Here is a 20,309-nt window from a genome sequence, read left to right as displayed (position 1 = left end):
GCCCTGACGGGCGAAGGCCGACCTACGGCGAAACGGACAGGATCTATACGCGGGGCGGGGATTCAGGCGACGGCCGGCACCCGGAGGGGCGGCACCGGCGCCGACAGGGAGGTGGAGCCGAACAGGGCCGCCGTCTTGGGGGAGGTCACTATCTTTCGGGCCGAAAGGTCACTATTCCGCTTGTCGGCCGGCGGGACGGCGGGCTTGCCGGCGGGCATGGAGCTGAACGGCACGGCGGGCTTCGCCGGCTCGGGCGGCTGCGCGGTCTCGGGGTAATCGGCATCCTCCGGGGGACAGTCCAGGTTTTCCAGGTCGGCGTCCGGGTGCGGACTGTCGCCGATGTAGTGGTGAGGGATGCGCTTGTCCTGGACCACGCCGCGGAGCTTCAGGCCAAGCTCCACCGCGCGCAGCGCCAGCCCGAGGCTCTTGCGCTCCAGCGCCTCCCCCGCGATGGTCTCCACCAGTTCGGCGGCGCGGTCCAGGGCGGACTTGTGGACGGCCCGCCGGTCGGTGCGGAGCTGGTCGATACGGACGCGGATTTCCGGCTGGCCCATGAGGACGGCGCCGCGCTGCTTGGCCCCCTTGGGCGAGTACCCCGCCCGCCGCGCCGCCTCCGCCCCGCCGACGCCGCAGGCCATGGCTTGGCAGAAGGCTTCCTGGCGCGGCGTCAGGACGATCACGGGCGGGGCGGAGGCTGCTTGCGTGGGGGACTGGTGGTCGAGCATGGCTGGAGCGCCTTGGCCGGATGGGAACAATTCATGAACATTAAGCCGATTTCGGGACGAATGCAAGACAGGTCGGGGGGTGCGCGTCCCGCGCACCATGGGCGGCGGGACGCCACCCCTCAGCTTAGAGCCGCATGAGCAATGCCACCATCGATGTCAACGTCGAAATTTGGGTAAGTCTCGCCGGGAGATTTGATTCCATGCGTTGGGCCATGGGCCCAACCTAGGCATCGGCGAACCGCCGTGGGTTTGGGCCTTGGCCCAACGCGGTTCGCAGGTCAGGGTTTTTCGTGCCTGGTATGATCGGGGCGCGGGAATGCCCTGCCCTGCGGTCATCGACCGCGTCGCCGTCCATAGAGGCCACCCATGCGCACGCTCGGCAAGCTTATGGTCATCTGGGGACTGCTGTTCCCGCTGATCCTCCTGCCCTCGGCCGGCAGCGGGTCACAGCGTTTCATGCCCGTGTTCGACGTGCATTTCGGCCCGCTGCATATGGAGTTGGACACCGTCCTTCAGGCGGGACTGATCCTGGTCGGCGTCGGCCTGTCCTTCTGCGCGCTGCCGCGCGGGCTGCTGCTGGTTTTGCTTTCGTCCGGGTCGGGCGCGGGGCGTTGATCCCGCCTCGGCGCCGATACCCTCAGCGCTTCGGGCCGGTTTCCTCCAGCGCCTTCTCGACGTGGCGGGAGAAGACGTATTCGGCCGGGCGCTGGCGGTCGAGGGGGATCTCGGGGGCCATGCCGCCGTCGGTCCGGACGCCGTGCCGGGCGACGCGGAACGCCTTCAGGGGATTGCGGACGGAGTCGGCGACGGCGGTCGCCTCGTAGCCGCTGTGGACCATGCAGTCGGCGCATTTCTCGTAGTTGCCGGTGCCGTAGGCGTCCCAGTCGGTTTCTTCCATCAGCTCGCGCCAAGTCTTGGCGTAACCTTCCCCGAGCAGGTAGCAGGGGCGCTGCCAGCCGAAGACGTTGCGGGTCGGGTTGCCCCAGGGGCTGCACCGGTAGGGCTGGTTGCCGGCCAGGAAGTCCAGGAACAGGGACGACTGGTTGAACGCCCAGCGCCTGCCCTGCCCGGCCCGGAAAATGTCGCGGAAGAGCTGCTTGGTGCGCCGGCGGGTCAGGAAATGGGCCTGGTCGGGTGCGCGCTCGTAGGCGTATCCCGGGGAGACCGTGATGCCGTCGATGCCGGCTTCCATGGCCTCGTCGAAGAACGCGGCGACGCGGGCGGGATCGGTGCCGTCGAACAGGGTGCAGTTGATGTTGACGCGGAAGCCGCGCTTCTTGGCCTCGCGGATCGCGGCGACGGCGCGGTCGTAGACTCCGGGCTGGCAGACCGAGGCGTCGTGCTCGGCCCGGCTGCCGTCGAGATGGACCGACCAGGTGAAGAACGGGCCGGGCTTGAAGCGGTCCAGCCGCTTCTCCATCAGGAGCGCGTTGGTGCAGAGATAGACGAAGCGCCGCTGGGCGATCAGCCCGTCCACGATCCGGTCGATCTCCGCATGGAGCAGCGGCTCGCCGCCGGCGATCGAGACGACCGGCGCGCCGCATTCCCGCGCCGCCTCCAGGCAGTCGTCCACGCTCAGGCGGCGGTTGAGCAGCGGGTCGGGGTAGTCGATCTTGCCGCAGCCGGCGCAGGCGAGGTTGCAGCGGAACAGCGGCTCCAGCATCAGCACCAGCGGGTACCGCCTGACGCCGCGCAGGTGGCGGCCGACGACATAGGCGCCGACCATGGCGGTTTGGAGCAGGGGAACGGCCATTGTCAGCTCACTTCCTGTTCAAGTCGGGTCGGTGCCGGGGGAGCGGGCCGGCGCCGGCCGCCTCCAGCTCGGCGGGCAGGCGGAAACGCAGGGTTTCCTCTATGCCGGGAAGCGTCCTGATCCGCAGCCTGGCCCGGCGGGACAGCGCGGCCAGCACCTCCTGGACCAGGTCCTCCGGCGCCGAGGCGCCCGCCGTGACGCCGACCGAGGATACCCCGTCGAGCCAGGCCGGATCGAGCGCCGAGGCGTCGTCGATCAGATGGGCGGGAATGCCGGCATCCCGCGCGATCTCGCGCAGCCGGTTGGAGTTGGAGCTGTTCGCCGCCCCGACCACCAGCACCAGGTCGACCAGCGGGACAAGGCCCAGCACGGCGCGCTGGCGGTTCTGGGTCGCGTAGCAGATGTCGTTGGTGTCGGGGCCGACGATGGCGGGTACCGGGCCTTGAGCGCCTCGATGATCCCGCGGGTGTCGTCGATGCTGAGCGTCGTCTGGGTGATGTAGGCGACCCGGCCGGGATCGGAGACTTCCAGCCCGGCGACCTCCTCGACCGAGCCGACGAGATGGACCGGCCCCTTGAGCCGTCCCAGGGTTCCTTCGACCTCCGCATGCCCGGCATGGCCGATCAGGACGACGTCGCGCCCCTGACGGGAGTAGCGGGCGCCTTCGAGGTGGACGCGGGCGACCAGGGGACAGGTCGCGTCGATCACGTGGAGGCCGCGCGCCCGGGCCGCCTCGTCCACCGCGGTCGAGACGCCGTGCGCGCTGAAGATCGTGACGCCGCCGGGCGGCACCTCGTCGACCTCGTCCACGAACCGCACGCCCTTGGCCCGCAGGCGTTCGACCACATGGCCGTTGTGGACGATCTCGTGCCGGACATAGACGGGAGGCCCATAAAGCGCGAGCGCCCGTTCCACGATTTCGATCGCCCGCTCGACGCCGGCGCAGAAACCGCGGGGCTGGGCCAGGATCACCTGCATGAGCGCGTCCTTCGGTCGTTTCCGGGCCGGTCGCTTCCGGGGCCGATCAGTTCCAGGGGCGGCGGCGCCTGTCGGCTCAGGCGACGGCCCCCTGGACGATCCAGGCTATATCGGGAGGGAAAAATCGGGCAAACACGCATTTGGAGCAGTGCGCGCGGTCCGAACCCCCGCACAATCTGTTGAACGGGCGTGATTGGGATCGAAGGCGACAGGGGATTCATGCCGTTCAGCGAAGTGGATGTGGTCGTGGTCGGCGCCGGGGCCGCCGGTCTGGCGGCGGCGCGCGAACTGGGCCGCCGGGGAATCTCGGCGGTGGTGGTCGAGGCGCGCGGCCGGATGGGAGGCCGCGCCCACACCGTCCTGTCCGATGGCGGGCATCCCGCCGATCTGGGTTGCGGCTGGCTGCATTCCGCCGACCGCAACCCGTGGTGCGCAATCGCCGAGGGGCTGGGGCTGGAGATCGACCGGAATCCGCCGGACTGGGGACAGGGTTCCGTCGGGCGCCGGATCGGCCGGGAGGCCATGACCGACTGGGCGGAGGCGATGGAGCGGTTCTGGGACCTGATCGACCGCGTCGGCGATGCCGGCCCGGATCGCAGCGTCGCCGACCTGCTGCCCGCCGGGGACCGCTGGCTGCCCCGGTTCGAGGCGGTCATCGGCTATATCTCCGGCGCCGAGCCGGGGGCGCTGTCGGCCGTGGACCTGGTGCGCTACGCCGATACCGGCGTCAACTGGCGGGTGGCGTCGGGCTACGGCACGCTGGTGGCGCGGGCCGGCGCCGGCGTTCATGTCTCGCTCGACACGCCGGTGACATCGGTCGACCTGACCGGGCCGCGGATCGTGCTGACCACGCCCAAGGGAGAGCTGTGCGGCCGTGCCGTGATCCTGACCGTCCCGCCCCCGCTGCTGGACGGCGAGGCGATCCGCTTCACGCCGCCGCTGCCGGAAAAGATCGAGGCGGCCCGAGCCCTGCCCATGGGCTATGTTGCGAAGCTGTTCCTGGAGGTCGTCGAGGGGAGCGGCTGCCTCTGGGACCTGGAGCCCGATACCCAGGTTCCCGGCGCCCTGGACGGCGCGCGGACCGGGCTCTACCACCTGGAGCCGCTCGGCCGGCCGCTGATCGAGGCCTATTACGGCGGCGCCCTGGCGCTCGACCTGGAACGCGCCGGTGCCGAGGCCATGGAGGATTTCGCGGTCGGCGAGCTGTCCGGCCTGTTCGGATCCTCGGTCCGCCGGCACCTGAAGCCGGTGGCGGCGTCGGGCTGGGCGGCGGACCCGTGGTCCCTGGGCGCCTATTCCTACGCGGTGCCGGGAGGCGCCGACCGCCGGGCCGACCTGGTGCTGCCGGTCGACGGTCGCCTGTTCTTCGCGGGAGAGGCCTGCTCGCGGGATTCCTACTCCACCACGCACGGGGCCTACCTCACCGGCATCGACGCCGCGGCGGCGGCGGCGGCCGTCATTCGGCCGGACGGATCACGCCCTTGACCAGTATGATGTTGCCGTAGAGCCGGCGTTCGCCGGTGGCGATCACGGCGTAGGAGCCGCGCGCACGTTCGTAGAAGGCGAAGCGCTCCATCCCGAGGATCTCGACCGCCCTGCCCTCCGCCTGGTCGGCCAGCGCCTGGAACTCGTCCAGGATCGGCGGCCACTCCGTTCCCGGCGTCATGACGGCGGCCGGCGTCTCGACGAAGTCGTCGAGCGGCAGCAGCGAGAGCACCGCCTTGAGCGTCGCGGTGGCGCTGATGCCGTCCAGCCGGACCAGCCGCCTGGCATTGGCCGCCGCGGGATAGTTCGCGTCCACGATGGCGAGTTCGTCGCCGTGCCCCATATCGGCGAGGATCTGGAGCAGCGCTCCGTTGAGCAGCGGATCGATCGTTTTCAGCATGGCGTCCTCAGCATAGGTTTCGTCCCCCTGCCCCGATTCGGGGGTCGGCCGTGTTATCGCTTCGTGTCACGATGGACTGAACTGTACGGGAGGATGGCATGGAACTGGAAACGCGCAAGCTCGGCCGCACGGATGTCTCGCTGACGGCGTTCGGGTTCGGCGGGACCTCGCTCGGGAACATGTACCGGGCGATCGACGACGAGGCGGCGCTCGCCGCCCTGGACGCCAGCTTCGAGGCGGGCGTGCGCTATGTGGACACGGCGCCGCTCTACGGCCACGGCCTGAGCGAGCACCGCGTCGGCGGCTGGCTGCGCCGGGTCCGCGGGGAGGATGTCGTGCTGTCCACCAAGGTCGGCTGGCGCCTGTTCCCGGCGCGGGGGGAACCGACCGAGGCCGGACTGTTCATGGACGTGCCACCGTTCCGCCGGGGGCTCGACTACAGCTACGACGGCGTGATGCGGTCGTTCGAGGACAGCCTTCATCGGCTCGGCACCGACCGGGTCGACATCGTCTTCATCCACGACGCCGACCGGCGCAACCAGGGCGACGCGTTCGATCAGCGCTTCAAGGAGGCCATGGAGGGTGCCTATCCCGCCCTGCTGAAACTGCGCGAGCAGGGCATCGTCAAGGCGATCGGGGCCGGCCTGAACGAGTGGGAAGCCTGCCAGCGCTTCGCCGAGGCCGGCGACTTCGACTGCTTCCTGCTGGCCGGCCGCTACACCCTGCTGGACCAGGAGAGCCTGGACAGCTTCATGCCGCTCTGCGAAAAGCGCGGCATCGGGATCGTACTGGGCGGGCCGTACAATTCCGGCATCCTGGCGACCGGCCCGGTGGAGGGCGCCCACTACGACTACGTCCCCGCCTCGCCCGCCATTTTGGAGAAGACCCGGCGGATCGAGGAGGTCTGCCGCCGCCACGCGGTGCCTCTGAAGGCGGCGGCCCTTCAGTTCCCGCTGGGACATCCGGTGGTGGCGTCGGTCATTCCCGGCATGGGCAGCCCGGCGCGGATCAAGGAGAACATGGACCTGCTCGCCCACAAAATTCCGCCCGACCTGTGGGCGGAATTGCGGTCTGACGGGTTGATCCGTCAGGACGCCCCGCTCCCCTGACCCTGGTTCGGGGACCGGCATAGGGGCCGGAGCGATCCGCCTGCAACCGCGAAAGCTGGAGGGAGGAAGGCATGAGCACCGGCAAGGGTTCCGAAGCGGCCGAGCAGATCGAGAAGGCGCTGGACCGGAAGACCGGCAAGGCGTCCGGCGACACCGACAAGAGCCCCGAGCGCAAGTTCGAGGAGATGGGCGAACGCGACGAGATCCGAGACAAGGCGGGCCGCACGCCCGAAGGCCCGTAACTCCGCTTTTCAGAACGGGACACTCCCGGGGCGCCGTTCGCGCTCCGGGAAGTAAAAACAAAGACAAACAAGTGGAATGCCGATGAAGATGTTTATCCTGGGGACCCTGACGGCCATCGTGATCGCCACGGGCATGGGTATCGTCATGTCGAATTACCTGACCAATCCCGCCTATGACGCCTTCTCCGCTCCCAGCGCCCGGGTCGGCGAGGAGTCCACGGCCGAGCACCGGTTCGGCGAGCAGGCGAACTGATACCGACGGCCTTCACGATCCGACGACGCCTCCCCGAGAAACGAAAATGGGTGCGGCGCCCGAAGCGCCGCACCCCTTCCCTTCCAGCCGAAGCAGTCCCTTGGATCAGAAATCCAGGCGGGTGCTCAGGATGGCGACGATGCCTTCGTTGCTCGTGGTGCTGGCGACGCCGGTCGCGGCATCCACGTTGCGCAGGTCCTCGTCCACGTACATCACGTCGCCCTGGACCGTGAAGCCCGGTGCCAGGGTGTAGGCGGCGCCGCCGCCGTAGGTCTTGTAGGAGGAGGCGTAGGTCGCGGGAGTCACGCCGCCGAAATCGTCGAACTCCGGACCGCCCTTGAAGCCCTCGGCGTCGGCGTAGGACAGGCCGACGGCCAGCGGGCCCGCGGTGTAGCTGACGCCGACATGCCAGATGGTGGTGTCGCCCGAAGTCGCCGGCACGCCGGAAACCGCGTTGTAGTCGCCGCCGTCGATGTAGCCGCCGCCGAGCTTGAAGGCGCCGTAGCCGACCTGGCCGCCGACCTGCCACGCCCAGAAGTCCTCCAGCGAGGGTCCGCCGACCACGCCCAGGTCCTGGCCGGTCGCCGTGCTGCCGGTGGCGCCCGCCGCGACCGAGAAGCCGGAGAACTCGCCGGTGTAGTTGGCGCCGACTTCCCAGAAGTCCTTGTAGCCGCCGGCGGTCTTGAAGCCGACGACGTCCTGGCCCTCGCTGTCGTCCTGCGTGGCGTAGCTGACGCCCGCCTGGATGCCGGCGAACCGCGGCGTCAGGTACATGACCTTGGTGGCGTCGCCAGAGTCGGGAGCCTGCACGACGCTGCCGGTCGGCAGGCTGCCCAGCGCGAAGCCGGCGCGCGGGCCGAGGTCCGGCGTGTTCTCCAGGAAGCGGTAGCCGTCGCCGTCGATCTGCTCGACGCCGATCAGGGGAGCGTAGATCGCCAGGGTGTCCGCGGCGCCGTCGAAGTCGCCGAGCTCGATGCGGCCCCAGGTGCCGCCGAGATAGACCGACGCCTCGTCGGTGCCGACGCTGGTGGCGCTGCTGCCGGTGCTGTTCTGCAGCTCGACCTTGGCACCGTAGAGAAGGCCATTGTCAGCCTTGCCGTCGGCGCGGACGACGATCTCGGTCTCAAGCGCGAACTCGCGGCTGGTCCGGTTCGCGGCGTCATCGTCGTAATAGGCGCCGAAGAATTCGGTGTAACCGCCCAGGCTCACGACGAGCTGCGCCTGAGCGGACTGCGCGCTCAGGGCGACTGCGGTGATGGCCGTGGTGGCAAGGAGGAGATTTCTCATGACCATTCCCTGATCGGGTCGATTGATGAAGCGTGCCCCCATCAAAGCGGCGAATAGATGCATGCGCAACAATTACCATCGAGATCGAATGGCATGAAGGAATTATGATGCACAGCAGCAACACTTCTAGAATTTATTCAAATATGATTTTGTTTTAGCGTAAAATCAATCAACTGTCAGGATCGCAACGCGGGTGCGTACGACCTGTTGGAACGGTTTTCAACGGGAGATACGGTCATGGCCGAAAATGACGGCAAGAAAGACGACAAGCCTCAGCCCGGAACCGATAACGAGCGCGACAAGACGCTGACCGAGAAGGAGGAGGAGCGATCGGGCGGCGAGAACAAGAAGACGCCCGGACCGGTCTACGACGTTTGACCGGTTCCTGAACCCGTTTTCCCGTTCGACCGGATTTGCATTGCCCCTCCGATGTGACACTATCGTTGCGTCTTGTACTACCATCGATGGGTCGGGAGCGTGGCCGGGGAAGCGGGAGAGTTCGGTTTCGGAGGGGGCTGGTGGTCGGACGACCGGACCTTGGCGCGTTTCGTCGCCGATTTGGTCGCGGGCGAGTTCGCCCGCCTGCGGCCCGGGTCGCCTGTCCTCGCCGGCCTTCCCGGCCGCGAGGACCAGGGCGGAGAGGCTTGGCGGAACGGCCTGATCGAGGCCGACAGCCTGGAGATGCTTCAGCTCTCGGCGGCGCTGGCCGAAGCGCTCAACCTGGGCGAGGCGGCATCGGCCGACTACCTGCCGACCCGGCGGACCTTCGGCGGCCTGCTCGATATCTGCCGGTCGGCGCTCCCCCGGTGCGGTTCGCACATCACCTTCAGGACATCGGGCAGCACCGGGACCGCCAAGCCGTGCCGCCACAGCCTTGCCGACCTGGAGCAGGAGGCGGAGTTCCTGCGCACCCTGTTTCCAGGGCGCCGCCGCATCCTCGGCGCGGTGCCGAGCCACCATATCTACGGCTTCCTGATGACGATCCTGACCGGCGCTCCCCCGGGCGCTGCCAGGCTGCCCGTGGTCGATGTCCGGGGCCGGCCGCCGGCGGCGCTGGCGGTTCTGGCCGCACCCGGCGACCTGATCGTCGGCCATCCCGCCTTCTGGTCGGCCGTCGCCCGCAGCGGGATCGCCTTGCCCGCCGACATATACGGCTCCGTCTCGACGGCGCCCTGTCCGGCCCCGACCGCGCGCGGCGCGGTCGGGGCCGGGCTGGACCGTCTGGTCGAACTGTACGGCTCGTCGGAAACCGCCGGGATCGGCTGGCGCGACGATCCGGCCGACGGGTTCCGGCCGATGCCCTGGTGGCGCCGCGCCGGGGATTCGGTGCTGCGCCGGACCTCGGCCGACGGCGCGGAGCGGGACGTTGCGGCGCCGGACCGGCTGGACTGGTCCGCCGACGGCCGCTTCCGCGTCGCGGGGCGCCTGGACGGAATGGTGCAGGTCGGCGGCGTGAACGTTTCTCCCGACCACGTGCGGCAGCGGTTATGCGAGCATCCCTGGGTCGCCGACGCGGCGGTGCGCCTGATGACGCCGGAGGAAGGCGACAGGCTGAAGGCCTTCGTCGTGCCGGCCCCGGACGCCCCCGCCGGGCCAGAATTCCATAAGGCGCTGACGCACTGGATCGAGCGCAACCTCACCGTCCCCGAACGGCCCCGGGCGCTGGCCTCCGGGCCGTCGCTGCCGTCGAATTCCTTCGGCAAGGATGCCGACTGGACCATCCTCCGAACCTTTCCCGCCCCTCAGAGCCCGTGATCCTTCCCATGACGACCCTGCTGGACCAGCCCGACATCCTCAAGACCTCCGCCGGGGCGACCTTGCGCGAACTTGTCAACCAGATCGCCTGCCCGATCTTCGTCATCGACGTGGAGGATGGGGACGGGAGCGGCGGCGGTTTCCGGATCGCGATGCTGAACGACTGGTACGAGCGCGCCTTCGGCCTGACCAACGCCGACTGCGCCGGCCGTCTGGTCGAGGAGGTGCTGGCGCCCTGCCTCGCCTACCGCATCGCCGGCCATTACCGGCACTGCGTCGCCACCCGCGGCCCGATCGGCTACGAGGAGGAGATCCGGCTGGGAGACCGGGTCTTCTGGACCCGGACCATGCTGAACCCGCTGTTCCACGACGGGCGGGTCGTCCGCCTGGTCGGGACCTCCACCGACCTGACCGACCACCGCCGGCTGGAGCAGGCGCTGGAAGCCGCCCAGCGGATGGCCCGGCTCGGCTGGTGGCGGATGGACCTGGCGACGGGAAGCACGGTCTGGTCGGACATCCTGTACGGGATCCATGACCGCGATCCCGGCTCCGGGCCGCCCGGTCCCGGCGAGTTCCTCGACCTGGTCCATCCCCTTGACCGCGATCTCGCGGCGCCCTCGGCGCGATCCGGATCGTTCGACTACCGCATCGTCCTGCCCGACGGCGAGATCCGCCACCTGCACGAGGAGCGGGTCGTCCACAGCAGCGGAGACGGGCATCCCCTGGCCCTGTTCGGGACGGTGCAGGACGTCACCGCGGGCAAGCGCGCGTCCCTGGAACTGATGGCGGCCAAGGAGCAGGCCGAGCGGGCCAGCCAGGCCAAGACGTCGCTGCTCGCCAACATGAGCCACGAACTGCGCACGCCGCTGAACGCGATCATCGGGTTCTCCGAAATGATGGCCGAGGAGATGCACGGCCCCCTCGGCGACCCGACCTACGTGGAATATGCCAGCGACGTCCTGTTCGCCGGCCGGCACCTGCTGGACATCATCAACGACCTGCTGGACATGGCGAAGATCGAGGCCGGCCAGGTCACGCTGAACGAGGAGACCGTATCCGCGAAGCGGCTGCTGGGCGACGTCGAGCGCCTGCTGCGGGAACGGGCGTCGAAGGCGCGGCTGAAGCTGACCGTGGCGCCCGCGCCGGACGACGTGGCCGTGGTCGCGGACCGGCGCCTGCTGCGGCAGGTGCTGCTGAACCTGGTGGGCAACGCGGTCAAGTTCACCGACGCCGGCGGCGAGGTCACCCTGGCGGTCCACGTCCTGGCGGACGGCCAGATCTGCTTCACGACGTCGGATACCGGCATCGGGATCTCCGCCCGCGACCTGCCGGTCGCCCTCTCCCCCTTCGGCCGGGTCGGCTCGCATCTCCAGGCCAATACCGAGGGCACCGGGCTGGGGCTGCCCGTCGCCAAGGCGCTGATCGAGCTGCACGGCGGCATGCTCCATCTGAACACCAGCCCGGGCGTCGGCACGACCGCCTTCATGACGCTGCCGTCCTGGCGGGTGCGCACGCCCGACGGCAGGCCGCCGGCCCCGACCATCGGCGGCCTCAAGGAGTTCTTCAGGATCGGCGACCAGGGCGTGTTCGAACTGGTGGAGGATACCGGCCGGGACGCGCTGGCGGACCTGCCGATCGGCATCGTCCAGCTCGACCGGACGGGAATGGTCCTCAGCTACAACGCCGCCGAGGAGAATTTCGCCGGACGCAAGGCCGACCTGGTGATCGGCTGCGATTTCTTCCGCGACGTCGCTCCCTGCACCTTCACGCCGGAGTTCCACGGACGGTTCCGGGACGGCGTCGAGACCGGCAACCTGAACATCATCTTCAGCTACGTCTTCACCTTCGACCAGCCCATGAAGGTGCTGATCGAGATGCGTTCCGGCCGGCAGCCCGACACCGCCTGGCTGTTCATCCGCTGGATTTGACCGCGGGAAGCCGGGCGCCGGCCTCGACGCCGGACCGGCACCCGGCCCGCCGGCGGCGCGCCAGCCTCTGGATCGGCGCTTCGAGCAGGAAATACGCCGCGACGCCCACCGCCGACGATATCGCCATCGCCGAAGCCATGAAGATCCAGGCGGCCGCGGGGTCCTGCTCGACCAGCCCCAGCCGGTTCCAGACCGTCCTGACGACCCCGAGCGTCAGGATGTGGGTCAGGTAGATCGAGTAGGAGGCGTTGCCCAGCAGGATCAGGAACCCGTTCCTGCCGACCGCTCCCCCGGCCTCCAGCGACAGGCAGCCGGCGACCGTCAGGACGGCCGGCACGCCCCAGACCAGCAGGCGCGTCTCGGGAGCCTCCCAGGGGGTCAGCGCGACCATCCAGACCAGTCCGGCGGCGATCGCCGGCACGGCGGCCCAGGCCGGCAAAGCCAGCCGCCCCTGCAGGTACAGCCGGCCGAGCAGCATTCCTGCCACGAACTCCAGGATGATGGAGTCCGCGAAGAAGATCAGGATCGGATCCTCGAAGGGGACCACGAGGCCGATCACCGAGATCGCCGCGAACAGGGCGGTGATCGCCGGGATGATCAGGGCGCGCGGCAGGAACAGCGCCGCCGCGAAGACCAGGTAGAAGAACATCTCGTAATTGAGGGTCCAGCCCGGAATCAGCAGCGGCCAGATCCGGGTAGGCGCGCCGGGATAGAAATGGGGGACGAAGAACAGCGACTTGATCACGTGCTCTGGCGTCAGTTCCACCGCCCGGAACAGGTTCGGCATCAGGATGGCCGCGGCCGCCACCGCCAGCGTCACGAGCCAGTACATCGGAACGATCCGGACGACGCGGTTCCTGATGAAGTCGGCCGGCGTGGTCGGCCGCGCCGATGTCGTCATCCACATGATGAAACCGCTGATGACGAAGAAGATGTCCACGCCCGCCTGCCCGAACAGCCAGACGCCCCCCTTGTAGAACACCTCGAAGTCGGTGATCTGGTAGCGCGCGTGGTGGAACACCACCAGCAGAGCGGCGAAGGCTCTCAGATATTGTATCGAAATAATATTAAATTTTATGTTCCCCAGGGATTGCCGAACGGGAGAACGAGATATGATGGTCTTACTCATGTCCAACCATAGTGCATGTCGGTGCCGGTTGCTCATGATAACAGAACGTCAGTTTGGAAGCCTCTCGACGGACACGGCAAACTCGACGCTACTACCCTTGATGCGTGCTTTCGATTACGGGTTACTCTAGGCGTTTTCCACAAGCCGGGCGAAGCGATACGGCACCGGTCAGTCGGGAGGGGAGTCGGTCCAGTCGCCGAGCGACATGATCGAGATCGCGAGACCGACGAAGCCGAACAGGACCGCCATGCCCCAGATCAGCAGCAGGGCTCCCGTCAGGTCGCCGGGCGAGGTGCCGGCTCCCAGCGTGAGCCCCCCGATGCCTCCGACGTCGGCCGCGATCAGGGCGGTCGCCGTCACCGCTCCCCCGGCGAAGCCCGCGCCGAAGGCGCCGGCCAGCCTGCGCAGGATGGGACGTTCGTGCCGCAGCGGCCAGCCGGTGCCGCTTCGCCGTTCGCCGGGGTCGGACATGCCATGCACCAAGGTTGCGTCGAAATCATCCATAGCCTGTCCCGTTCCTCGCGGGATTGCGAATCTTCAATGCGGGAAGGCCCCGGCCGATGCACGCTCGCCGGCAGCATTCACATCCTGCGCCGCCTTCAGGCGCATCGCCCGGGGAGTTCCACACCATGCATCTCGATTACGAGGCCTATATCGCGCTCGGCTTCCTGGTCGCTACGGTCGGCGTGACCATCGGCCTGTTCTGGTTCCTGCTGTCCCGCAAGATGAAGTAGGAGGTCCGGCGGGGAATACCGCCGTACTCGTTCTCCTGGACAATACGCTCCATGGCCTTGTAACAGGGACATTCGGACCGGCGGACGGCGGGTCCGAATGTCCTTGCGGAAGGCGAAGAGCACATCTCCATGGAACAAGACTACCGGCCGGTTTCCCCGGAGGCCCAGGTCGAAGCGTTGCGCACGCTGGTCGCGGCCGTGACCGCCGCCCGCGACGGCGGCTCGCCCGAAGCGGGCCTGGCTCCGGGTCTTCTGGATGTCCTTGATGGCCTGGAGCCCCGGGACTCGGCGCTGGTGTCGGAACTGCTGATGAGCATAGCGTTCCGGGCGGGTGCCCGGGTATCGGAACGCTATCCCTTCATCGAGTTCGCGATCCATCTCGGACGGGCGGCACTGGGCGAGGAGGAGGGCGGCGATCCCGCGGACTTCCTCCAGGACCGGCTGCCGGCCTGGGACGTGCTGGAACCGGCGCTGCGGACCATGCGCCGCCACGGACGGCGCTGGTGGTCGCGGAACTCCCAAGGAGACCCGATCGACCTGCTCCAGGCCTACGCCCTGGGCGCGGCGCAGCTCGCCTGCCTGAGTCATTCCGACCAGGACTCCGGCCGCCTCGCCGCTTCCGGGCTGCTGTTCACCGCCGCGGCGCAGATCCTCACCCTGCGCCGGATCGAGGACCCGGCCGGCCGGGAACAGGACCAGGAAGCGGGCTAGGCGTCCGCCCGCCGGACCTCGTCCCGGCGGTCGCGCGACCCCAGCAGCAGGGCGAACACGGCGCCGGCCAGCCCCAGGGCGGCCATGGCGTGATAGGCACCCGCCCCCATCCCGGCATAGGCGGCGCCCGCCAGCATCATCGCCAGCGCCGTGCCCATGCCCGTCGCCAGGGCGCCGTACAGCGCCTGGGCCGTGGCGGAACGGTCCAGCGGGACGGCTTTCGCGATGTACTGCATGGCGGCCAGATGGGCAGCCCCGAAGGTCATGCCGTGCAGCACCTGGAGCAGCGCCAAGACGGCCACGCCCTCGGCCATCGCCGTTCCCGACCAGCGGACCAGGCCGGCCAGGCCGGCCAGCATCAGCAGGCGGGCCGGACCGAGCCGCGCGGTGACGGCGCCGCCGAACGCGAACAGCAGGATCTCGGCGATCACGCCCTCCGCCCACAGCCAGCCGATCACCGCCTCCGAATGGCCGAGTCCGCGCCAGTGAAGGGTTCCGAAAGCGTAATAGACGGCGTGGCTGGACTGGACGGCCGACGTGGCCCCCAGGAACAGCAGGAAGCCGGGATCGCGCAGCAGCGCCGCGATCCGGCTGGTCTTCAGCGGCACCTCCGTCCGTCCCGGCTCGCGCGGCGGCGGCTTCGGCGCCAGCCAGCAGGACAGGGCCGTCAGGGCCATGGCGCCGATCAGCAGGTGGAGCACGACCTCCGGCCGGCTGTCGGCGACGACGATGCCTCCCAGGCTGGCGGCGGCGATGAAGCTGATCGACCCCCACAGGCGCATCCGGCCGTAGTCGAGCCGGTGCGCCCGGGCGATCAGCAGGGTCAGGTTGTCGCCGATATTCATGATCGGGCTGAAGCCCGCGCTCATCAGCACGGTCACCAGCAGGATCGGCACGAAGCCGTCGGCGGGAAGGTACAGCAGCGAGGCCGCCAGGGCGGCGGCGCTGAGCAGGATCAGCGCCGTCCGCCGGTTGCCGGTGCGGTCGACCACCACGCCGGCCACCGGGATGGTGACGATGCGGACCCACAGCGCCACCGCCAGGACCGTCCCGATCTCCCCCGCCGACAGGCCCCGGCTCTCCAGCCAGACCGGCCAGAACGGCAACTGGATGCCCAGGATCAGAAAATAGGCGGCGTAGAACAGGGACAGTCGAAGCGGCAGCAGCATGGGGTTCCGGCGGCGATATGCTCAGGCCAGAGGAATCTCGTGGCCCTTCTTCGGCACATCATAGCCGCGCCGGACGGCGGGACGCCCTGCGATGGCGAGATACCAGCGCCGCACATTCGGGAACTGCGCGAGATCGATCCGCTGCCATTCGAACCGCGAGACCCACGGCCATGTCGCGATGTCGGCGATGGTGTAGTCGCCGCCGGCCAGGTACTCGGTCTCGCCCAGGCGCTTGTCCATGACGGAATAGAGCCGCCGGGCCTCGGCGCGGAACCGCTCCTCGGCATAGGGAGCCTTGCCGGGGTTGAACTGCAGGAAGTGGTGGGCCTGGCCCAGCATCGGGCCGGCGCCGCCCATCTGGAACATCAGCCACTGCCATGTCCGCCACCGCCCGGGCCCGTCCAGGGGTATGAACATCCCCGTCTTCTCCGCCAGGTACAGCAGGATCGCGCCGGACTCCATCAGGGACGCTCCGGTGTCGTGGTCGACGATCGCCGGGATCTTGTTGTTGGGGCTGATCTTCAGGAAGTCCGGGGCGAACTGCTCGTCCTTGGTGATGTCGATCGGGTGGACCGCATAGGGGAGACCGGTCTCCTCCAGCATGATGGAGGCCTTCCGACCGTTCGGCGTGGTCCAGGTATAGAGGTCTATCATGGCGTTTCCTCGGATGCGGGAGGGTCGAGTGTGGCCCACTTCGACGCTCCCGCAAACCGGGCAGTCAGGCAGCCCGCACCTTTTCGATGAACTCGTCCACCGCGCGCCGGAGCACCATGGACTGGCGGGTAAGCTCGGACGATTCGCGGAGCACCTGCTCGGCGGTCGCGAGCGAGGCGTCGGCCGCCGCGGTGACGCCGGCGATGTTGGCCGCGACCTCGCTGGTCCCGGCGGCGGCCTGCTCGACGTTGCGCGCGATCTCGCCGGTCGCCGCCTGCTGCTGCTCGACCGACGCGGCGATGGCGGCCGACGTGCCGCTGACCTCGTCGATGGTGTGCAGGATGTCCTGGATCGCCTCGACCGCCTGGGCGGTCGCCGCCTGGACCGAAGTGATCTGTCCGGAAATGTCCTCGGTCGCCTTGGCGGTCTGGTTGGCCAGGTTCTTGACCTCCGACGCTACGACGGCGAAACCCTTGCCCGCGTCACCGGCGCGGGCCGCCTCGATCGTCGCATTGAGCGCGAGCAGGTTGGTCTGGCCGGCGATCGTGTTGATCAGGCCGACCACCTCGCCGATCTTCTGGGCCGCGGTCGACAGGCTGCCGACGATCTCGTTGGTCCGCCGGGCCTTCTCCACCGCGTGCTGGATCGTGCGCGAGGACTGGTCGACCTGCCGGCCGATCTCGGCGATCGACGATGCCAATTCCTCCGCCGCCGCGGCGACGGTCTGGACGTTGGTGGACGCGTGGTCGGCCGCGTTGGCGACCGCGTTCGCCTGGTGTGTCGCCTGCTGGGCGGCCGTGGACATGGTGGCCGCCGTCGCGTTCATCTCGCCGGACGAGGTCGTGACATGGGTCACGACGCCGTTGACATGGTTCTCGAAATCGTCGGCCAGCTCCATCATGGACCTGCGGCGCTCCTCGGCGGCGCGCTGCTCCTGGACGGCCTGCTCGGCCTGGAGCCGTTCGACCCGGATCGCGTTCTCCTTGAAGACCTGGACCGCCCGGGCCATCTCGCCGACCTCGTCCGCGAAACCGAGCCCCGTGACTTCGACGGAACGGTCGCCTGACGCCAGCAGCGTCATGGTGCCGGTCATGGTCTTGACCGGAACGACGATGCTGCGGGCGATCAGCCAGGCCAGCAGGATGCCGCCCAGGAGCGCCGCGGCGACGAGCGTCCCGCTGACCTTGATGGTGTTGTCGATCTCGGACAGGGTCCTCTGCTCGGTCTCCCGGAAGATGGCGGTCCAGCCGTCCACGGTTGCCTGGGTCAGGCCGCCGAACTCCTCCGCGACGACAGGCATGGCCTCGTAGATGAGCCCGTTCATCTCGAACGCCAACGCGGCCATGCGGTCGAAGCTCTTCGAATAGCTGTCGGCGAGCCGAAGCACGTCCTGGGCCAGTGCCATGCGGTCCGGATCGTCGAACCACGCGGCGAGGTTGGTGGCGGCCGGCTTGAAGGCGGAAAGCCGCCGCGTCACGCTTTCGGCCAGGGCCTCGTCCGTCGTCGCCAGGAACTGGGTGGCGTTGAGCCGGGCGTACATGAACTGCTCCTGGGCGATCCCCGCGAGCCCCGCGGTCTCCATCTGCTTGGCCGCCGTCGCCTCGCTGATCAGGGACGACAGGTTGCCGACGATCTGGTCGCCGAGCGGCTTCAGCGTCTGTTCGACCAGGACGTCCCGCTTCATCCGGGCTTCCTTCAGCTTGGCGAACTTCTCCCCGTAGTCGGCGGCGAGCTGGACCATGCGCTTCAGGCGGACCCGGCTGACCTCGTCGCGGGCCGCCGGCATCAGGCGCGTCAGGCCGGTAGCGATGTGGTCGAGCAGCTCCTGCACGCGGTCCGCGGCCGCCTGGCTTCCCGACGAGGTATAGAGAAGCGCGTGCCGGCGCAGCTCGGCGAAGTCCAGGTTGATCGTGATCACCATGGCCGTGTTGGCGGAGGTCTCGCCGTACCGCTCGAAATTCTCGCGGGCGGCGATCAGCTCGGCGATGCCGAAGCCGCCGACGGCCCCCAGCAGGGCGAGGATGAGCATGAACCCCGCATAGATCCTGGAACCGATCCGGAACCTGGAAGAAAGAGACCCCATCGTCTTGCCTCGCCCTCTGGCCGCCTGCCGCCGCAATCCCGCGTCCTGCGGTGAGTGGCGACGGACCCTGCTTGAATTCTGCCGGTCGATCGGAGCGCAGCGGGCAGCCGGCCACCTCGGCGTCGGGAGCGCTACGCTTCGTCCGATCCGATCCGATAGCTAACTTTCAGACTTGATTGCCCTGATTTGGATCAGTCCTGCGTTGCCGTGCCAATTGGCCGCTTGTAGTACGATATCTTTCCTTTGCCTTCGCTTCCCGCGCGGACGGGACCCGAGGTCACGCGATTGTCCTTCTCACCGGCGATCCGTCGCCTTAGAATGGGGTAGCCCGAAAGGTTCAGAGAACAAGCCCATGGCTGTTGACCAGCGACTGCCGCCGGTTCCCGGCAAGAAGCCTTCGATACCCGGCGCCGCGTGGCAGCCGCCCGTGCCCGCGCGCAAACCGGGCGGCGAAGGGTTCGCCGCGGCGGTGGAGCGGGCCGGCACTCCCCTGCCCGGCCGCAAGCCGGCAGTGGCACCGCCGGAACCCCTGGGCGGCGGACCCGTCGTGGACGCGATCCGGTCGGTCGCCGGACTGTCCGGCCACAGCTTCGCCTCGCTGCTCTCCCAGGCCCAGCAGGAGAGCGGGCTGGATACCAAGGCCCGCAACCGCAAGAGTTCGGCGACCGGTCCCTTCCAGTTCATCGAACGCACGTGGCTGGACCTGATGCGTCGCCATGGATCGGCTTACGGCCTGGGGGAGATCGCACAGAAGATCAAGGTGGTCGATGGCGCGCCGACCGTCAGCGACGCCGCGACGCGCAAGAAGATCCTGGCGCTTCGCGAGGATCCGAACCTGTCGGCCGGCATGGCCGCCCGCTATCTCGGCGAAGGCAAGGAGCGGCTGGGCAAGATGCTCGGCAGGCCGGCCTCGACGATCGAGGGCCGGATCGCCTACATCATGGGCCCGAGCGGGGCCGCCCGGCTGATCAACGCGGCCGAGAAGACCCCCGGGATGCTCGCCCGCGACCTGCTACCCTCGGCCGCCGCCGCCAACAGGAACCTGTTCCACGACCGCAGCGGGCATGCGCTCACCGCGTCGGACATGCTGAACCGGCTGACCCGCCGGATGCAGGCTGACGAGAAGCGCTTCGCCGGGCTGGACGACGCGCCCGACGCGCAACCGGCGCCCGCGCACTCCAACGCGCTGCTGTTCGCGCAGATGCAGCAGGACGGCTGGCCGGACGAAGCGGAGGACGAGGCCGCGGACGAAGATCCTCCGGCGCAGGTCCGGCGGCAGGGTTAGCCACCCGGCGGAGCGGGGCGGCCGGGATCAGGGCTTGCGCGGGTTCCGGGCCAGCCAGTCCCGGAGCCGCTCGATCTCCCGCTCCTGCGCCGCCACGACCTCCTCGGCGAGGCGGCGCATCTCGGGGTCCTTGCCGTGCTCCAGCTGGATGCGCGCCATGTCGATCGCGCCCTGGTGATGGGGGATCATGCTGCGCGCGAAGTCCTGGTCGGCATCGCCGGTCAGCCCGACCTCCATGTCCTGGTGCATGCGGGCACTGGAGCGCCGGAAAGCGTCGGCGACGGCCGAAGAACCCTCCACGGGAGCGGAGGAGGCCGGAGCACCGTGCCCGCCATGCCCGCCGTGATCCTGCTGCCCCAGGCCGGGAGCGGCGGTCACGATCACGAGAAGCGCGGCTGCGGCACCCGGCCACCGCAGGTCTGCAAAAACTTTCATCCTGTCATTCTCCTTCAATCATTGCCAACCCGCCGCCATGCCGGCGGCTGCGCGCCCCGGTGTCATGAAAACAAGGGCGCGACCTGATCGGGCGCCTCCGGGCGCATTACATCAACACTGGAAGCCATCGCCAATGGGCGGCTTCACTGCAGCGAAACAACATGCCTCGATTTTGCGCACGGGCTCACCACCCG

At 68.8% G+C, this 20,309-nt stretch carries 22 protein-coding genes; 10 read left to right on the top strand and 12 right to left on the bottom strand.

Features of this window, described 5'->3' with window-relative positions; translation table 11 throughout:
• Positions 1–62 precede the first annotated feature (62 nt).
• Positions 63–725 carry a terminase small subunit gene (locus DPR14_RS05100; protein WP_192499290.1) on the bottom strand — a complete coding sequence of 221 codons (663 nt, stop codon included), beginning with the start codon at positions 723–725 and terminating at the stop codon, positions 63–65.
• 366 nt (positions 726–1,091) lie between these two features.
• Between DPR14_RS05100 and DPR14_RS05095 the strand changes: the two genes are divergently transcribed.
• Positions 1,092–1,340, top strand: a complete 249-nt coding sequence (locus DPR14_RS05095) for a hypothetical protein (protein WP_158044191.1) — start codon at positions 1,092–1,094, stop codon at positions 1,338–1,340.
• A 22-nt stretch (positions 1,341–1,362) separates the two neighbouring features.
• Here DPR14_RS05095 and hpnH read toward each other — a convergent pair whose 3' ends face one another.
• From hpnH to ispH, 3 genes are read right to left on the bottom strand one after another with little or no spacing between them, the layout of a single operon-like run.
• The gene (gene hpnH / locus DPR14_RS05090; protein ID WP_158044190.1) at positions 1,363–2,478 is read right to left on the bottom strand and encodes an adenosyl-hopene transferase HpnH; all 1,116 of its coding nucleotides are present in this window, start codon (positions 2,476–2,478) and stop codon (positions 1,363–1,365) included.
• A gap of 7 nt (positions 2,479–2,485) precedes the next feature.
• Positions 2,486–2,848 carry a hypothetical protein gene (locus DPR14_RS28995; RefSeq protein ID WP_425501015.1) on the bottom strand — a complete coding sequence of 121 codons (363 nt, stop codon included), beginning with the start codon at positions 2,846–2,848 and terminating at the stop codon, positions 2,486–2,488.
• Positions 2,734–3,456 carry a 4-hydroxy-3-methylbut-2-enyl diphosphate reductase gene (gene ispH, locus DPR14_RS05085; protein WP_425501014.1) on the bottom strand — a complete coding sequence of 241 codons (723 nt, stop codon included), beginning with the start codon at positions 3,454–3,456 and terminating at the stop codon, positions 2,734–2,736. Before ispH ends, DPR14_RS28995 begins: the two co-directional genes overlap by 115 nt.
• Positions 3,457–3,675: 219 nt before the next feature.
• Here ispH and DPR14_RS05080 point away from each other — a divergent pair, with 219 nt between their 5' ends.
• On the top strand, positions 3,676–4,941 hold the full coding sequence (locus DPR14_RS05080) for a flavin monoamine oxidase family protein (RefSeq protein WP_158044189.1): 1,266 nt from the start codon (positions 3,676–3,678) through the stop codon (positions 4,939–4,941).
• Here the strand turns inward: DPR14_RS05080 and DPR14_RS05075 are convergent.
• The gene (locus tag DPR14_RS05075) at positions 4,913–5,341 is read right to left on the bottom strand and encodes an RbsD/FucU family protein (protein ID WP_158044188.1); all 429 of its coding nucleotides are present in this window, start codon (positions 5,339–5,341) and stop codon (positions 4,913–4,915) included. The two genes, DPR14_RS05080 and DPR14_RS05075, sit on opposite strands and share 29 nt — an antisense overlap.
• A gap of 98 nt (positions 5,342–5,439) precedes the next feature.
• Here DPR14_RS05075 and DPR14_RS05070 point away from each other — a divergent pair, with 98 nt between their 5' ends.
• The 3 genes from DPR14_RS05070 (at position 5,440) to DPR14_RS27155 (ending at position 6,945) form a co-directional block, all read left to right on the top strand.
• Positions 5,440–6,450: an aldo/keto reductase gene (locus DPR14_RS05070; protein WP_158044187.1), complete on the top strand. Its 1,011-nt coding sequence runs from the start codon at positions 5,440–5,442 to the stop codon at positions 6,448–6,450.
• Between the two features lie 71 nt (positions 6,451–6,521).
• Entirely contained in the window at positions 6,522–6,692 is a 171-nt protein-coding gene (locus tag DPR14_RS27160; RefSeq protein WP_192499289.1) for a hypothetical protein, read from the top strand.
• A gap of 82 nt (positions 6,693–6,774) precedes the next feature.
• Positions 6,775–6,945, top strand: a complete 171-nt coding sequence (locus tag DPR14_RS27155) for a hypothetical protein (protein WP_192499288.1) — start codon at positions 6,775–6,777, stop codon at positions 6,943–6,945.
• A 105-nt stretch (positions 6,946–7,050) separates the two neighbouring features.
• Here DPR14_RS27155 and DPR14_RS05065 read toward each other — a convergent pair whose 3' ends face one another.
• Positions 7,051–8,232 carry a porin gene (locus DPR14_RS05065; RefSeq protein WP_192499287.1) on the bottom strand — a complete coding sequence of 394 codons (1,182 nt, stop codon included), beginning with the start codon at positions 8,230–8,232 and terminating at the stop codon, positions 7,051–7,053.
• Positions 8,233–8,469: 237 nt separating this feature from the next.
• Between DPR14_RS05065 and DPR14_RS27150 the strand changes: the two genes are divergently transcribed.
• The 3 genes from DPR14_RS27150 (at position 8,470) to DPR14_RS05055 (ending at position 11,915) form a co-directional block, all read left to right on the top strand.
• The gene (locus tag DPR14_RS27150) at positions 8,470–8,610 is read left to right on the top strand and encodes a hypothetical protein (protein ID WP_192499286.1); all 141 of its coding nucleotides are present in this window, start codon (positions 8,470–8,472) and stop codon (positions 8,608–8,610) included.
• Positions 8,611–8,709: 99 nt separating this feature from the next.
• Positions 8,710–9,987 (top strand): AMP-binding protein, encoded by a 1,278-nt coding sequence (locus tag DPR14_RS05060; RefSeq protein ID WP_211103927.1) that lies wholly within the window; start codon positions 8,710–8,712, stop codon positions 9,985–9,987.
• An 8-nt stretch (positions 9,988–9,995) separates the two neighbouring features.
• Entirely contained in the window at positions 9,996–11,915 is a 1,920-nt protein-coding gene (locus DPR14_RS05055) for an ATP-binding protein (protein WP_158044185.1), read from the top strand.
• Here DPR14_RS05055 and DPR14_RS05050 read toward each other — a convergent pair.
• On the bottom strand, positions 11,899–12,939 hold the full coding sequence (locus DPR14_RS05050; RefSeq protein ID WP_211103926.1) for an acyltransferase family protein: 1,041 nt from the start codon (positions 12,937–12,939) through the stop codon (positions 11,899–11,901). The two genes, DPR14_RS05055 and DPR14_RS05050, sit on opposite strands and share 17 nt — an antisense overlap.
• 273 nt (positions 12,940–13,212) lie before the next feature.
• Positions 13,213–13,515, bottom strand: a complete 303-nt coding sequence (locus DPR14_RS05045) for a hypothetical protein (RefSeq protein ID WP_158044183.1) — start codon at positions 13,513–13,515, stop codon at positions 13,213–13,215.
• A 392-nt stretch (positions 13,516–13,907) separates the two neighbouring features.
• On the opposite strand from DPR14_RS05045, the gene DPR14_RS05040 reads away from it, so the two are divergent.
• On the top strand, positions 13,908–14,489 hold the full coding sequence (locus DPR14_RS05040) for a hypothetical protein (protein ID WP_158044182.1): 582 nt from the start codon (positions 13,908–13,910) through the stop codon (positions 14,487–14,489).
• Here the strand turns inward: DPR14_RS05040 and DPR14_RS05035 are convergent.
• The 3 genes from DPR14_RS05035 to DPR14_RS05025 all read right to left on the bottom strand — a co-directional run bounded on the left by DPR14_RS05035 (position 14,486) and on the right by DPR14_RS05025 (position 18,341).
• A complete protein-coding gene (locus DPR14_RS05035; protein ID WP_158044181.1) occupies positions 14,486–15,658 on the bottom strand; it encodes a 3-phenylpropionate MFS transporter in 1,173 nt (390 codons plus the stop codon). The two genes, DPR14_RS05040 and DPR14_RS05035, sit on opposite strands and share 4 nt — an antisense overlap.
• Positions 15,659–15,679: 21 nt before the next feature.
• Entirely contained in the window at positions 15,680–16,312 is a 633-nt protein-coding gene (locus DPR14_RS05030) for a glutathione S-transferase family protein (protein ID WP_158044180.1), read from the bottom strand.
• A 64-nt stretch (positions 16,313–16,376) separates the two neighbouring features.
• Positions 16,377–18,341 carry a methyl-accepting chemotaxis protein gene (locus DPR14_RS05025; protein ID WP_192499285.1) on the bottom strand — a complete coding sequence of 655 codons (1,965 nt, stop codon included), beginning with the start codon at positions 18,339–18,341 and terminating at the stop codon, positions 16,377–16,379.
• 406 nt (positions 18,342–18,747) lie between these two features.
• Between DPR14_RS05025 and DPR14_RS05020 the strand changes: the two genes are divergently transcribed.
• A complete protein-coding gene (locus DPR14_RS05020; RefSeq protein ID WP_158044178.1) occupies positions 18,748–19,680 on the top strand; it encodes a lysozyme family protein in 933 nt (310 codons plus the stop codon).
• A gap of 27 nt (positions 19,681–19,707) precedes the next feature.
• On the opposite strand, the gene copM is transcribed toward DPR14_RS05020, so the two are convergent.
• Complete coding sequence (copM, locus tag DPR14_RS05015) at positions 19,708–20,115, bottom strand: CopM family metallochaperone (RefSeq protein WP_158044177.1); 408 nt, start codon at positions 20,113–20,115, stop codon at positions 19,708–19,710.
• Positions 20,116–20,309 lie beyond the last annotated feature (194 nt).

It is taken from the genome of Skermanella pratensis (genome assembly GCF_008843145.1).
GTDB classification, from domain to species: Bacteria; Pseudomonadota; Alphaproteobacteria; order Azospirillales; family Azospirillaceae; genus Skermanella; species Skermanella pratensis.
This window is presented reverse-complemented; position numbering and strand designations above follow the sequence as displayed.